The following is a 13,157-nucleotide window of genomic DNA, read 5'->3' on the forward strand; positions in this document are numbered from 1 at the left end:
CCGGACGGGGCAAAGGGACGGACTGTCTCCGGTCAGCGCGACGAGCGACGCTCGTTGAGGGCCAGCTCAAAGAACCGCAGCAGCTCGGCATCGAGCGCGTCCTTGATGCCCACGTAATCCGAAGGCCGCACCACCGGCGGCAGAGGCTGCCTGGCACGCGCACGCGCTGCCTCGCGGCGCCTGGCATCGGCCTCCTCGCTGTGCACGGCATAGTCGGCCAGCACGCGCACATGGCCGCTGCCGACCTCGGCCAGTCCGCCGGCAATGACAAGCTCCTGCAGGGACTCCCCCGGGGCACTGGCAAGGTATACCACTCCGGGCCTGAGCTGCAGCATGATCGGATCATGCCCGGGCAGTACGCCCAGACTGCCCGCCAGCCCGGGGAGCCGCACATAGTGCACGTCCCCCTCGTACAGCACTTCGTTGACCGTCGCCACCTGCAGATGCAGCTGATGCGGGAGCCGTGCACTGCCCCCTGGGACGAACCCGATTCGGTTCGTCGCAGTGACTGACGATGCGTCGTCCTGCGCGGCCGATCCGGCCACAGCTTGCGCAGGTTCGGACATGGAATGGGTTTCAGCGTTCATCGACGGCGGCCGCTCCTGCCACGATCTCGATCAGTTCGCGCGTGATGGCTTCCTGACGGGTCTTGTTGTAGTGCACCGTGAGTTCTGCCACGGTTCGATCGCAATTCTCGGTAGCGGCCTTCATGGCCGTCATGCGGGCCGACTGTTCGCAGGCCGCATTCTCGGCCACTGCCTGATAGATCATGACTTCCAGATAGCGCATCAGCAGCGCATCGACCACCGCCGCAGCATCCGGCTCGTAGCGATAGTCCACCGTGGCTGCATCGGGGTCTGGAATGACCCCGCAGTGCAGCTCCGGCGGCATGCCCCCCATCTCGCCATCGAACGGAAGAAAGCGGGCAATCACCGGCGCATAGCGCAGCGTGTTGACGAAGCGGTTGTTGGCCACATACAGCTCATCGAGCTGTCCCTCCACATACTGCATGATGGGAACCGACATGGTCCCCAGCAGGGACTCGGGATCGCCCAGATCCTTGCCCGTGGGCACATGGGCCACCACGTTCACGCCGGCCCGCCGCAGCGCAGCAAACCCCTGCGTTCCGATGACCGTGACCGATACCTCGCACCCTGCCTGCGTCCAGGCATCGATCCGGTGCATGCACTGCAGCAGCAGCCGGCTGTTGAGCGCACCGCACAGCCCCTTGTCCGTAGTCACCACGATCATGCCCACCCGCCGGACCGGCAGCCGCCGGATCATGAGTGGCGACGACAGCCTGGGACTGACCGCCAGCATGCGGGCCATCATCGTGCGAATGCCCCGCGCATAGGGCCGAATGCGCTCGGCCTGCTTCTTGCTCCGCGCCAGCTTGGCAAACGCGATCTGCTGCATCGCATTCGTGATCTTGCGCGTCTTGCCGACATTGGCGATCTTGGTACGGATATCTCGGATATTGCCCATGAGCCCCTTCGTTGTGCAGCGCGTGGGCACAGAAAAACTGCCCTTGCGGCAGATCCTGTCGATCCACCCTTCGGCCCTGTGCCGCCTGCGTGCGATCCATTATAGGAAGGAGCCTCCTGCGCCGTGCAGACGCACTGCAGACGCCCCTGGCTTCCACCTCCCCGTCTCCGAAGACAAAAAAACCACGGCTGCAGTGCAAGCCGTGGTCCGAATCATGCCAGCCCCCGCCGAAACGGGGGGGCTGGCCGAGGAGGGCAAAGATCAGATGCGTTCAAAGATCGCAGCAATCCCTTGTCCGCCGCCGATGCACATCGTCACCAGGGCGTAGCGGCCACCGATGCGTTCGAGCTCATACAGGGCCTTCACGGTCAGGATCGCGCCAGTGGCACCGATGGGGTGGCCCAGGGAAATGCCGGAACCGTTGGGATTCACACGAGCCGGATCGGCCTTGAGTTCACGGGCCACGGCCACAGCCTGTGCGGCAAAGGCTTCGTTGGCCTCGATCACGTCCATGTCCTGAATGGTCAGGCCGGCCTTCTTGAGGGCCATGAGGGAGGACGGCACGGGGCCGATACCCATGTACTGGGGTTCGACGCCTGCATGGGCATAGGACACCAGACGACCCAGCGGCTTGGCACCACGCGCCTTGGCGGCACCGGCTTCCATCAGCACCACGGCAGCAGCGGCGTCATTGATGCCGGATGCGTTGCCGGCAGTCACCGTGCCGTTTTCCTTCAGGAACACCGGCTTGAGCTTGGTCAGATCGTGCATGGTGAGGCCCGGACGGAAATGCTCGTCCTTGTCGAACACCACGTCACCCTTGCGGCCCTTCATGACCACCGGCATGATCTGGTCCTTGAAGCGGCCTTCGGCCCAGGCGCGCTCGGCGCGCTGGTGGCTTTCGAGTGCCAGTGCGTCCTGATCCTCACGGGTCACGCCCCACTTGGCAGCCACATTCTCGGCCGTCACACCCATGTGGATGCCCTGGAAGGGATCCTGCAGCGCGCCGATCATCATGTCGACGAGCTTGCTGTCACCCATGCGGATCCCCCAGCGGCTGTTCAGGCTGTCGTAGGGAGCACGGCTCATGTTTTCGGCACCGCCGCCGATGGCGACATCGCAGTCACCCAGCAGGATGGACTGGCTGGCGGACACAATGGCCTGCAGACCGGAACCGCACAGGCGATTCACATTGAAAGCAGGCGTCTCGACGGGGCAGCCCCCGTTGACGGTGGCCACACGCGACAGATACATGTCCTTGGGTTCGGTGTTGACCACATGGCCGAACACGACATGGCCCACGTCCTTGCCTTCCAGACCCGCACGCTGGATGGATTCACGCACCACCTGTGCAGCCAGTTCGGTGGGGGGCACATCCTTCAGGCCCCCACCGTAGGTGGCGATGGCCGTGCGCACGGCGCTGACAACAACAACTTCACGAGACATTTTTTTCTCCAGATAAGAAGGAAGGAACGAGAGACGCCAGCCCGACTGCCACCCCTGAGGGCCGTCTGGACATGCAGACATTCCCGCTGCTGTGCCCCCATGGCTCCAAAAGCCGTGAGCTACAACATTTCATCATAATCGATAACCAGCCGGTACAGGTTATCTATGAGGATATGCCCGCTCCTGCGGGAAATGCACAAGAAAAAACCCCGATTGCCAATGTCAGGCAACGGGGTTTGTTCTGGCGGAGACGGAGGGATTCGAACCCTCGATGGGGCTCTACACCCCATACTCCCTTAGCAGGGGAGCACCTTCGGCCTCTCGGTCACGTCTCCAGAAGACTCGCATTATAGCGGGTTTTTGGCGTTTCTCAGACGCCTACCGGTTCATCGAGATGGAAGGCCTTGTGCAGGGCGCGCACGGCCAGCTCCATGTACTTCTCGTCGAGGACCACGGAGGTCTTGATCTCGGAGGTGGAGATCATCTGGATGTTGATGCCTTCATCGGCCAGGGCCTTGAACATCTTGCTGGCGATGCCCACGTGGCTGCGCATGCCGATGCCCACGATGCTGACCTTGCAGATCTTGGTGTTGCCGATGACATCGGCGGCACCGGTGGCCGGCAGGACCTTGTTCTTGAGCAGGTCCATCGCACGCTCGTAATCGTTGCGGTTGACGGTGAAGCTGAAGTCGGTCTTGCCGTCGCGGCTGATGTTCTGGATGATGACATCGACTTCGATGTTGGCGTCGCCAATGGCGCCCAGAATGCTGTAGGCCACGCCGGGACGGTCCGGTACGCCCAGAACGGAAATCTTGGCTTCGTCGCGGTTGAAGGCAATGCCGGAAACGACTGCTTTTTCCATTTTCTCGTCTTCCTCAAAAGTGATCAGAGTGCCCGATTTGGCTTCTTCGTGAATGTCGATGTCCCAGGGGGTGAAGCTGCTCAGCACCCGCATGGGCACCTTGTACTTGCCTGCGAATTCGACGGAGCGGATCTGCAGCACCTTGGAGCCCATGGAGGCCATTTCGAGCATTTCCTCGAAGCTCACGGTCTGGAGGCGACGGGCCTCGGGGACGATGCGCGGGTCGGTGGTGTAGACGCCGTCCACATCGGTGTAGATCAGGCACTCGTCGGCCTTGAGGGCTGCGGCCACGGCCACGGCCGAGGTGTCACTGCCGCCCCGTCCGAGGGTGGTGATGTTGCCGAGGGGGTCGATACCCTGGAAGCCGGTGATGATGACAACCTTGCCCTTGGCCAGTTCGCCACGTACGCGAACGTCGTCGATGGAGTCGATGCGGGCCTTGGTGTAGGCGCTGTCCGTCTTGACGGGCACCTGCCAGCCGGTGAAGCTGATGGCATCGACGCCTTCCGCCTGCAGGGCAATGGCCAGCAGCCCCACGGACACCTGTTCGCCGGTGGAGGCGATCATGTCGAGCTCGCGCCGATAGTTGGTCGTGTGCTTGGCAGGGGCCAGCTCCTTGGCCAGACCGAGGAGACGGTTGGTTTCGCCGCTCATCGCGGACGGGACCACCACCATCTGGTGGCCTGCGCGCGCCCACTTGGCCACACGCTTGGCGACGTTGCGGATGCGCTCGGTGGAGCCCATCGAAGTACCGCCGTATTTGTGAACAATCAATGCCATGAGTATGAATCCTGTCGGCCAAAAATCGCGTCCATTGCATCGCGGGAACACCTCGGAATCCTCCGCGAGAGGACGCAACCGGTTATTGTAGCAAGCCCCCTGATGCATCTCTGTGCACCGACGCTGTGCGGGACCGGCCGCGAGGCCCATTCGCCACAGCGTGCACAGGAGCCGCAACGGGGTGGCCCCCTGCCCTCTTCAGCCCCGCGGATCGGCGATCCAGACCAGATAGGGCCCGGCATCCTCCACATAGCCCTGTCCGACCCGGATATGGATATGATGCCCACGGGTGGCACGGGCCGCGATCACATCGAGCAGTGCCCGCAACTGGGCCTCGCTGCCGATGGCGCCGTGCTGCTGTTTGAGCCAGTGCCGCAGCGCATTGGCCTGTCGGGGGCGCGCCAGCTTCCGGAGTCGGTCGATCTGCGGCGGCAGGCCCATCTGCTGCAGGTCCTGGCCTGCCAGAACCTGCAGCAGCCCGTCCGCCTCGGCTGCCAGCCGCGCACTGCGGGCCAGACTGCTCCTGAGCGCGGGAAATGCCGCATGAAAGGCTGGCAGCACCTCATGGCGCAGGCGGTTGCGGGTGAACCGCAGATCGGTATTGGAGGGATCGTCGATCCAGGACACATCGTGCAGGCGGAGCCACGTCCTGAGCTCCTGCCCGGGAAGTTTCAGCAGCGGCCGCCCCCAGCGCAGGCCATGGCGCTCGAAGTGCGGAGCCATGGCAGCCAGCCCCGCCACCCCGGCTCCCCGGCTCAGGGCGAGCAGAACCGATTCGGCCTGGTCATCCGCATGGTGGCCCAGAAGAATGACGTCGGAACCCACCTGGTGGGCCATGTCGGCCAGAGCCTCGTAGCGCGCTTCTCTGGCACGTGCCTCAAGACTGCAGCCGGAGGGCACTTCCACCGCCACGCGACGGACCTGCAGGGAAAATGCGATCTGCGGATGAACTCCCTGCACAACTCTCTGCACCTCGGTCGCCAGTGCCTGCACATGCTGTACAAAGGCATCGGCAGCCGGCTGCAGACCATGGTGCACATGCAGGGCAACGATTTCGAAGGGCGATGGCGCCGAAAGAGCAGGCAGGGCCTTCTGCTCCCGGATCAGCCGGCAGGCTGCCAGCAGCAGGGCCACGGAGTCGGCTCCCCCGCTGCAGGCCACGGCCAGGCGGCGGGGTCGATCACAGGATGACCACCATGCCGCCATGGCCCGATCGACGGACGAGGCAGGCCATTCCAGACAATGGTTCAGCGGCATGGCCATTCCAGCGCGCCCATCAACTGCCTGGAGCGCACAGACAGCTCAGGCATGACGAAGCGGTGTTTTGCATCCACGTACAGAGCCGATGCGCTGCCCGACCGGGGCGGGAGTTCAGGCCGCCTGGGTATCCTGGAAGCGGCCATAGCTCTGCAGACGTGCATAGCGGCGATCGAGCAGGGCCTGCACATCGAGGTCGCTGACCTGGCGCAGGGCTTCGCCAAGGGCACGCTTGAGCAGCGTGGCCATCTGCTTGTGGTCGGTATGGGCACCGCCCACGGGTTCGCTCACGATCTTGTCGACCAGGCCGAGCGCCTTGAGCCGATGGGCCGTGATGCCCAGAGCCTCTGCGGCGTCCTGCGCCCTGTCTGCCGTCTTCCAGAGAATGGAGGCACAGCCTTCGGGGCTGATGACCGAGTACACCGAATGCTGCAGCATCAGGACTTCGTCGGCCACGGCGATGGCAAGCGCCCCCCCCGAACCGCCTTCGCCAATGATGGTGCTGATGATGGGCACTTCGAGCTGGGCCATTTCGAAGATGTTGCGCCCGATGGCCTCGCTCTGGCCGCGTTCCTCGGCGTCGATGCCGGGATAGGCGCCGGGGGTGTCAACGAAAGTGAAGACAGGAATACGGAATTTTTCGGCCAGCTTCATGAGTCGCAGGGCCTTGCGGTATCCCTCCGGCTTGCTCATGCCGAAGTTGCGCAGCCCCCGCTCCTTGGTGTCGCGTCCCTTCTGGTGTCCGAGCACCATGCACGAAGCGCCGTTGAAGCGGGCCAGCCCTCCGACGATCGACTGGTCATCGGCAAAATGCCGGTCGCCATGCAGTTCGACAAAGTCGGTGAAGATTTCACGGACATAGTCGAGCGTATAGGGACGCTCGGGATGGCGCGCGATCTTGGTGATCTGCCACGGGGTGAGATGGCTGTAGATGTCCTTGGTGAGCTGCAGGCTTTTCTTGCCCAGCTGCTCGATCTCGGCAGAAATGTCGACGGCCGATTCGTTTTGCACGTAGCGCAGTTCCTCGATCTTGTTCTCGAGCTCCGCGATGGGCTGCTCGAAATCCAGAAAAGTCCGTTTGACCAAGAGATACTCCTTTGTGTGTCGGGATGGCACCGAGGTGTGCGCGACACCTCCTGCGGGTCCGTGAGGCGTCCGCTGCGCGAACAGGCTCACCGGACAGCGCCCAGACTGCCGCCTGGGCGCTATTGTAGAGACTTGCATGTCGGCCCGGGCAGCGGGGAAACCGTGCCCAAAGCAGCCCGGTGGCGCCCCGCATCCTGGGCCACAGAAGACTCAGTAGGCCACGGGCAGGGGCGTCATGGAACGCCAGACATACCAGGTGGCCACGCTGCAGTAGGGAGCCCAGGCATCGGCCACTTCGCGCATCTCGTTGCGGGTGACGGGCTCGCCCGAAAAATAATTGTGGCTGATGCCCTTCACAAGACCCGCATCGTCGAGCGGAAGCACGTTGGGCCGCATCAGGTGGAACATGAGAAACATCTCTGCGGTCCAGCGACCGATGCCCCGGACGCTGGTGAGCTCGGCAATGATGGCCTCGTCGCCCATGTCCTGCCACGCCGCACGGTGCAGGCGCTCTTCCGAGAAGTGCTGTGCCAGGTCCAGCAAATAGTCTGCCTTGCGGGCACTGAGGCCGGCCTGCCGCAGCTGGTCCACGGACAGGCGCTGCACGGCGGTGGCGGACACCTCCTCGACCAGCCCCACGAAACGGTTCCACACCGACTGGGCGGCCTTGAGGGAAATCTGCTGCCCGACGATGCTGCGTGCGAGCGTCACAAAGGCATCGCCTCGCGATTCGAGACATACGCTTCCATGCTGCGGAATGAGCCGCCGCATGACGCGATCGTGCTGCATCAGATGGGCACAGGCCTCGCGCCAGTGGGATGGCGCATGGGCCGGAAATTCCGGTACACAGGAATCTTCGGCTGCAGGCTCCTCGGCCGCAAGCGCCCCTGGGGCATCCACGGTCTGCACGGGTCGAGGTGCCAGCGAGGCAGACATGGCAGCGGCCACCGCCACGCGGCGTCCCCGCCGCAGCATCGGCACCGGGGCCAGTTCGGGATCGGAACAGACCGCACTCATTGCGCCATCTCCCAGGTGGTACCGGTGGGCGAATCCTTCAGGACAATGCCCTGCTGCAGGAGTTGATCGCGGATGCGGTCGGCCTCGGCCCAGTTGCGGGAGGCCTTGGCCTGCGCCCGTGCAGCAATGTGCGCCTCGATGGCCGATGCATCGAGCTGCGCCCCGGTCTGCAGAAAATGCTGTGGCTCGTCCTGCAGCAGGCCGATGCATCCTCCAAGCGCCTTGAGCAGCCCGGCGCGTTCGGGCGCATGGGTGCGGTTGACCTCCGAGGCCAGATCGAAGAGCACGGCCACGGCTTCGGGAGTGCCGAAATCATCATCCATCGCCGCCCTGAAACGGGCCGCGTGGGCATCGTTCCAGTCGATGGAGGCTGGCACCTGGGCCTCCACCTGCGTCAGGGCCGTGTAGAGCCGCTTGAGCGAGGCACGCGCATCGTCAAGGTGGGCGTTGCTGTAGTTGAGCGGGCTGCGATAGTGGGCACGCAGAATGAAGAAGCGCACGGTCTCGGCGTCATAGTCCCGGAGCACATCGCGAATGGTGAAGAAGTTGCCCAGACTCTTGGACATCTTTTCGTTGTCCACGCGCACGAACCCGTTGTGCATCCAGACGTTGACGAAGGGCTGTCCAGTCGCCCCCTCGCTCTGCGCGATCTCGTTCTCGTGATGGGGAAACTGCAGGTCTGCCCCTCCGCCATGGATGTCGAAATGGGCTCCGAGCAGCTTGCAGCTCATGGCCGAGCATTCGATATGCCAGCCCGGACGCCCATCGCCGTAGGCACTCGGCCATTTGGCATCGTCAGGCTCGGTCGCCTTGGCGGATTTCCAGAGCACGAAGTCGAGCGGATCTTCCTTGCCATCGGCCACCGCCACGCGCTCTCCGGCGCGCAGTTCGTCCAGCGTCTTGCCCGAGAGCTTGCCGTACCCCGGAAACTTGCGCACCGCATAGTTCACATCGCCGTTGTCGCCCTGATAGGCCAGACCGCGGTGCTGGAGCGTGCCGATCATGGAGAGCATCTCGGACACATACTCGGTGGCACGGGGCTCGTGCGTAGGCCGCTCGATGCCCAGGGCATCCGCATCCTCGTGAAGGGCATCGATCATGCGATCGGTCAGGTGGCGGATGGTTTCGCCGTTTTCCACGGCACGCCGGATGATCTTGTCGTCGATGTCCGTGATGTTGCGCACATAGGTGACGCGATAGCCACTGACCTTGAGCCAGCGCTGCACCACATCGAACGCCACCATGGCCCGCGCATGCCCCAGATGGCAGAGATCGTAGACCGTCATGCCACACACATACATGCGGACATGTCCCGGCTCGATGGGGGTGAACGGTTGAACGCTGCGTGTCAGCGTGTTGTAGATTTGCAAAGACATTGTTTCTATCTGTTTCCAGCCTGTTACACATGACTCTGCATGTGATTGGAAGCTTCTTTCCCCGCAGGGAAGGCATCGCGCCGCCCCGAATGCCAGACATGGGGCCAGCGCGGCAAAACCCGAAATGGTACCCCAACTGGCCGAAATGCCCCACCCCCACCACACGCACTGTCCTGGCCTGCCCCCTGGTGCATGGGCCCGTCATCGAAATGACGGGACTCCCATGCATGGCCTCTGACGGCCTGCTCCTGGCTGCCTGCACGCATGGGGGCTGGGAGCTGCAATAATGGCCCGACTCCCTCCCGATTGCAATCTCTTACTTTCCGTGTCGCGCATGTCAGGCCTTCTGCATTTTTCCCGTTTCACCTCCCGCCTTCCCAGTGCCCTGATTGCAGGCGTGCTGTTCGGAACGAGCCTGATGTCCCTGCCGGCCCATGCCCAGACGCCCGCCCCGAAACTGGTGGGCGATGCCTACCGAAACGTCGAGCGACTCATGGCCACGCACGCCTACGCCCAGGCCCTGACAGCGGCCGACAGCTATCTGGCGCAGCATGCCACCGACCCGCAGATGCGCCTGCTCAAGAGCCGCATCCTCACCGTCACGGGCAAGACAGCCGAGGCCAAGGCCCTGCTTCAGGGGCTGGTGCAGGATTACCCGGAAATTCCGGAGCCCTACAACAACCTGGCCGCCCTGTATGCCGCCGAAGGCGATCTGGGCATGGCACGCGAAGCGCTGGAAACGGCCGTGCGCCTGCACCCCCGCTACGCCATCGCCCTGGAAAATCTCGGCGACCTGTATCGCCGCATGGCACTCGATGCCTACGAACGCGCCCGCGCAGCCGGCATCTCCGCCCCCACGCTGGCGGCCAAGATCCGCGCAGTCGCTCCCTGACTGGCACGTCCCCGAGTCCGGTTTTCCGGTTTCCATGCCAGCTCTTCTGCGGCATGGCCCGTGGTTTCAGTGGCTTTTTGACGGAGCGCCAATCCACCCTACCCACGGGGGCTTCAGGCCGTGCTCTGTCGCCGGGTGGCGTTACCGTTCCACACAGGCCGGCGTCCGGAGGCTCACATAATGAGGCAATTAACTGTCTTGAGCCAGAAAGGAGCCTGCATGCATTCCCGTCGCCAACTTCTTCGCCACGGGGTTCTCCCGGCCGTGAGTGCCCTGGCCGCTGCGTTCATGTTCGGTGGGTCGGCCGAGGCTGCAACGCGGAATGTACCCACCCGCAGCCATGCCCCCAACCCGGAAGTGCGCTTCGCAACCAGCATGGGGGACTTCGTGGTCGAGCTCTATCCTGACAAGGCTCCCCGCACGGTGGAAAATTTCCTGCGCTACGTGCACGAGAAGCACTACGACGGCACCGTGTTCCATCGCGTGATCGACAATTTCATGGTGCAGGGAGGTGGCTACGACACCCGCCTCAACGAAAAGCCCACCCATCCCCCCATTGCCCATGAAGGCCGACAGGCCTACACCGGAGGACTGCGCAACACCACCGGCACCCTGGCCATGGCACGCACCAGCGACCCCAATTCAGCAGCTGCACAATTCTTCATCAACGTGAAGGACAACGCCTTTCTGGATCCCGTGCTCATTCCCCCCGGTGATCCGGTGCCCCGCTTCGAATACCAGGGACGTGTCTACACCAACGTGCCGCGCGCCAGCCTGATGCATGCTCCGCAGCTCTATGGCTATACGGTGTTTGGCCGTGTGATCGGTGGCATGAACGTCATCAACCGCATCAAGGCCGTTCCCACCGGCGCGGCGGGGCCCTTCCGCAGCGATGTGCCGCTCAAGCCCGTCGTGATCCATTCCGCAGTCCAGATAAAATGACCGGCGGATTCATTCTCATCCGGGCCCTCCGGATGTCTGGGCCCGGAGGCTGCGGTACTCTCCGTACACAACCACCCCTGCAGAGACATGCATGTCTCTTGCCTCTGGCATCTCCCTCATTTCCCTTTGCGCTGAAAACTCCATGACCACCACCCAAGTCGAACTCCAAACCAATCTCGGTTCCATCACTCTGGAACTCGATGCCGACAAAGCCCCTCTTTCTGTCGCCAACTTCGTCGAGTACGTAAAGAAAGGCCAGTACGACGGCACCGTGTTCCACCGTGTCATCCCGGGCTTCATGATTCAGGGCGGCGGATTCGCTCCCGGCATGCAGCAAAAGCCCACGGGAGCCGAAATCCAGAACGAAGCCAACAACGGCCTGAAAAACGACAAGTACACCATTGCCATGGCCCGCACCTCGGCTCCGCACTCGGCCACGGCGCAGTTCTTCATCAACGTGGCCAAGAACGATTTCCTGAACCACACCTCTCCCACCGCACAGGGCTGGGGCTATGCCGTGTTCGGCAAGGTCATCAAGGGAACCGACGTGGTGGACAAGATCGCTGGCGTGAGCACCGGTCGTCGCGGCTTCCATGATGATGTGCCCAAGGAAGACGTGGTGATCGAGAAGGCTGTGCTGCTGTAAACAGCCCTCCGCTCTCCCATCCAGCCATGCCGCTTGCCTGCGCGTCATGGCTTTTTTGTTGTGCATTCCGCCAGCGCATGTCGCCGCTGTCCCCATGCACAGGACTCCTCCCCGGATCGCTCCCATGGCTCCTCTCGACCTGATCTCCGCTCCTGCCACCTGGAATACAGTGGACTTCGTCTCCGACCTGCATCTGCAGCAGGAAGACGCCACGGCACTGGCCTTTCGCCGCTACCTGACAGAAAGCCCCGCCGATGCGATCTTTCTGCTCGGCGACATCTTCGAGATGTGGGTGGGAGACGACGTGCTCGGCACTCCCGACCACCGGTTCGAGACGGACATGGCCGCCTGCCTGCGCGCACGCACAGGGCGTTCTCCGGTGTACTTCATGCCCGGCAACCGCGATTTCCTGGTGGGTACGGCCTTCTGCGAGGCAGCGGGCGTCCAGATGCTGGCAGACCCCTGTGTGCTCGACACCTATCCCCAGTCCCCCCATCCGGCCACGCGCATTCTCCTGAGCCATGGCGATGCGCTGTGCATCGACGACCGGGAATACATGCAGTTCCGCACCCAGGTGCGCAGCCCCGCATGGCAAGCCGGCATTCTGGCCCGGCCACTGGCCGAACGCGTGGCTCTGGGCCGACAGCTCCGCGAGCAGAGCGCGTCCCGCAAGAATGCACTGGGAGTGGAAGGCTATGCCGATGTCGACCACCCACTGGCCCTGGAGTGGCTGGCACACCATGATTGCGCCACCCTGCTGCACGGGCACACGCACAAACCAGGCCAGCACCAGATGCAGGAAGGAGCTCGTCAGGGCTTGCGGCTGGTGCTCTCCGACTGGGATCTGACAGATACGGCACGGCCGCGTGGCGATATTCTGCGCTGTCACCTCTCGCCCACCCATGCTCCGACATGGGACCGTGTGGCGGCCCTGCATGCCTGAATCAGTTCTCGTCGACATGCTCTCTCTCCTGGCAGCACGCAGGAGACATCGAGCCCACCGGCGGCCTGTCAGGATATGAACGACATCATGAAAAAAGCCACCTGAAACAGGTGGCTTTTTGTGCTTGCGAAGCAGAAGCGCGGGGCTTCTGCCTGCTGCGCGAGTGCTTACTTGGAAGCAGCGTCGGAAGCAGCGGAAGCAGCGGTGTCAGCAGCGGAAGCAGCGTCAGAAGCGGCAGCAGCAGCAGCGGAAGCGCCGGTGTCAGCAGCGGAAGCAGCGGAAGCGGACATGTCAGCAGCGGAAGCAGCAGCGGAGGCAGCGGAAGCAGCGTTGGCAGCGTCATCCTTCTTGCCGCAAGCAACCAGAGCAGCAGCAGCGATCACGGAAGCCAGAACGAGAGACTTTTTCATTTTCAAAATTCCTAA

At 63.3% G+C, this 13,157-nt stretch carries 13 protein-coding genes and 1 tRNA gene; 4 read left to right on the plus strand and 10 right to left on the minus strand.

The genetic code is table 11. From position 1 onward, the window contains the following. Nucleotides 1-32 precede the first annotated feature (32 nt). From atpC to cysS, 9 genes are all read right to left on the minus strand, one after another. A complete protein-coding gene (gene atpC, locus ACP2WS_RS04430) occupies nucleotides 33-566 on the minus strand; it encodes an ATP synthase F1 subunit epsilon (protein ID WP_426459688.1) in 534 nt (177 codons plus the stop codon). Nucleotides 567-576: 10 nt separating this feature from the next. Beyond that, a complete protein-coding gene (gene atpG, locus ACP2WS_RS04435) occupies nucleotides 577-1,485 on the minus strand; it encodes an ATP synthase F1 subunit gamma (protein ID WP_374492364.1) in 909 nt (302 codons plus the stop codon). Nucleotides 1,486-1,746: 261 nt separating this feature from the next. Next, nucleotides 1,747-2,931, minus strand: a complete 1,185-nt coding sequence (bktB, locus tag ACP2WS_RS04440) for a beta-ketothiolase BktB (RefSeq protein WP_374492366.1) — start codon at nucleotides 2,929-2,931, stop codon at nucleotides 1,747-1,749. A gap of 242 nt (nucleotides 2,932-3,173) precedes the next feature. Further along, nucleotides 3,174-3,266 (minus strand) — tRNA-Ser (locus tag ACP2WS_RS04445). Between the two features lie 35 nt (nucleotides 3,267-3,301). Continuing rightward, the gene (locus ACP2WS_RS04450) at nucleotides 3,302-4,573 is read right to left on the minus strand and encodes an aspartate kinase (RefSeq protein ID WP_374492368.1); all 1,272 of its coding nucleotides are present in this window, start codon (nucleotides 4,571-4,573) and stop codon (nucleotides 3,302-3,304) included. Between the two features lie 198 nt (nucleotides 4,574-4,771). Further along, nucleotides 4,772-5,830 (minus strand): tRNA lysidine(34) synthetase TilS, encoded by a 1,059-nt coding sequence (gene tilS / locus ACP2WS_RS04455; RefSeq protein WP_426459689.1) that lies wholly within the window; start codon nucleotides 5,828-5,830, stop codon nucleotides 4,772-4,774. Nucleotides 5,831-5,944: 114 nt separating this feature from the next. Beyond that, nucleotides 5,945-6,916 carry an acetyl-CoA carboxylase carboxyltransferase subunit alpha gene (locus tag ACP2WS_RS04460; protein ID WP_426459690.1) on the minus strand — a complete coding sequence of 324 codons (972 nt, stop codon included), beginning with the start codon at nucleotides 6,914-6,916 and terminating at the stop codon, nucleotides 5,945-5,947. Nucleotides 6,917-7,126: 210 nt separating this feature from the next. Then, complete coding sequence (locus ACP2WS_RS04465) at nucleotides 7,127-7,933, minus strand: DNA-3-methyladenine glycosylase family protein (protein WP_374492374.1); 807 nt, start codon at nucleotides 7,931-7,933, stop codon at nucleotides 7,127-7,129. Continuing rightward, complete coding sequence (gene cysS / locus ACP2WS_RS04470; RefSeq protein ID WP_374492375.1) at nucleotides 7,930-9,309, minus strand: cysteine--tRNA ligase; 1,380 nt, start codon at nucleotides 9,307-9,309, stop codon at nucleotides 7,930-7,932. Before cysS ends, ACP2WS_RS04465 begins: the two co-directional genes overlap by 4 nt. A 334-nt stretch (nucleotides 9,310-9,643) precedes the next feature. Here cysS and ACP2WS_RS04475 point away from each other — a divergent pair, with 334 nt between their 5' ends. From ACP2WS_RS04475 to ACP2WS_RS04490, 4 genes are all read left to right on the plus strand, one after another. Then, nucleotides 9,644-10,201, plus strand: a complete 558-nt coding sequence (locus ACP2WS_RS04475; protein WP_426459691.1) for a tetratricopeptide repeat protein — start codon at nucleotides 9,644-9,646, stop codon at nucleotides 10,199-10,201. Nucleotides 10,202-10,420: 219 nt separating this feature from the next. Next, nucleotides 10,421-11,143 carry a peptidylprolyl isomerase gene (locus ACP2WS_RS04480; RefSeq protein WP_426459692.1) on the plus strand — a complete coding sequence of 241 codons (723 nt, stop codon included), beginning with the start codon at nucleotides 10,421-10,423 and terminating at the stop codon, nucleotides 11,141-11,143. A 142-nt stretch (nucleotides 11,144-11,285) separates the two neighbouring features. Then, a complete protein-coding gene (locus ACP2WS_RS04485) occupies nucleotides 11,286-11,789 on the plus strand; it encodes a peptidylprolyl isomerase (protein ID WP_374492380.1) in 504 nt (167 codons plus the stop codon). A gap of 124 nt (nucleotides 11,790-11,913) precedes the next feature. Beyond that, complete coding sequence (locus ACP2WS_RS04490) at nucleotides 11,914-12,732, plus strand: UDP-2,3-diacylglucosamine diphosphatase (RefSeq protein ID WP_426459693.1); 819 nt, start codon at nucleotides 11,914-11,916, stop codon at nucleotides 12,730-12,732. Between the two features lie 167 nt (nucleotides 12,733-12,899). On the opposite strand, the gene ACP2WS_RS04495 is transcribed toward ACP2WS_RS04490, so the two are convergent. Continuing rightward, nucleotides 12,900-13,142, minus strand: a complete 243-nt coding sequence (locus ACP2WS_RS04495; protein WP_374492383.1) for a hypothetical protein — start codon at nucleotides 13,140-13,142, stop codon at nucleotides 12,900-12,902. Between the last annotated feature and the right edge of the window lie 15 nt (nucleotides 13,143-13,157).

The organism is Brachymonas moutaii (nom. illeg.), from assembly GCF_049977365.1.
Classification (GTDB): Bacteria; Pseudomonadota; Gammaproteobacteria; order Burkholderiales; family Burkholderiaceae_C; genus Brachymonas.

Coding starts and splice junctions, on each gene's coding strand:
- atpC (WP_426459688.1), bottom strand. CDS start 566: ATGTCCGAACCTGCGCAAGCTGTGGCCGGATCGGCCGCGCAGGACGAC.
- ACP2WS_RS04480 (WP_426459692.1), top strand. CDS start 10,421: ATGCATTCCCGTCGCCAACTTCTTCGCCACGGGGTTCTCCCGGCCGTG.
- ACP2WS_RS04475 (WP_426459691.1), top strand. CDS start 9,644: ATGTCAGGCCTTCTGCATTTTTCCCGTTTCACCTCCCGCCTTCCCAGT.
- bktB (WP_374492366.1), bottom strand. CDS start 2,931: ATGTCTCGTGAAGTTGTTGTTGTCAGCGCCGTGCGCACGGCCATCGCC.
- ACP2WS_RS04495 (WP_374492383.1), bottom strand. CDS start 13,142: ATGAAAAAGTCTCTCGTTCTGGCTTCCGTGATCGCTGCTGCTGCTCTG.
- atpG (WP_374492364.1), bottom strand. CDS start 1,485: ATGGGCAATATCCGAGATATCCGTACCAAGATCGCCAATGTCGGCAAG.
- ACP2WS_RS04450 (WP_374492368.1), bottom strand. CDS start 4,573: ATGGCATTGATTGTTCACAAATACGGCGGTACTTCGATGGGCTCCACC.
- ACP2WS_RS04485 (WP_374492380.1), top strand. CDS start 11,286: ATGACCACCACCCAAGTCGAACTCCAAACCAATCTCGGTTCCATCACT.
- ACP2WS_RS04490 (WP_426459693.1), top strand. CDS start 11,914: ATGGCTCCTCTCGACCTGATCTCCGCTCCTGCCACCTGGAATACAGTG.
- tilS (WP_426459689.1), bottom strand. CDS start 5,830: ATGCCGCTGAACCATTGTCTGGAATGGCCTGCCTCGTCCGTCGATCGG.
- ACP2WS_RS04465 (WP_374492374.1), bottom strand. CDS start 7,933: ATGAGTGCGGTCTGTTCCGATCCCGAACTGGCCCCGGTGCCGATGCTG.
- cysS (WP_374492375.1), bottom strand. CDS start 9,309: ATGTCTTTGCAAATCTACAACACGCTGACACGCAGCGTTCAACCGTTC.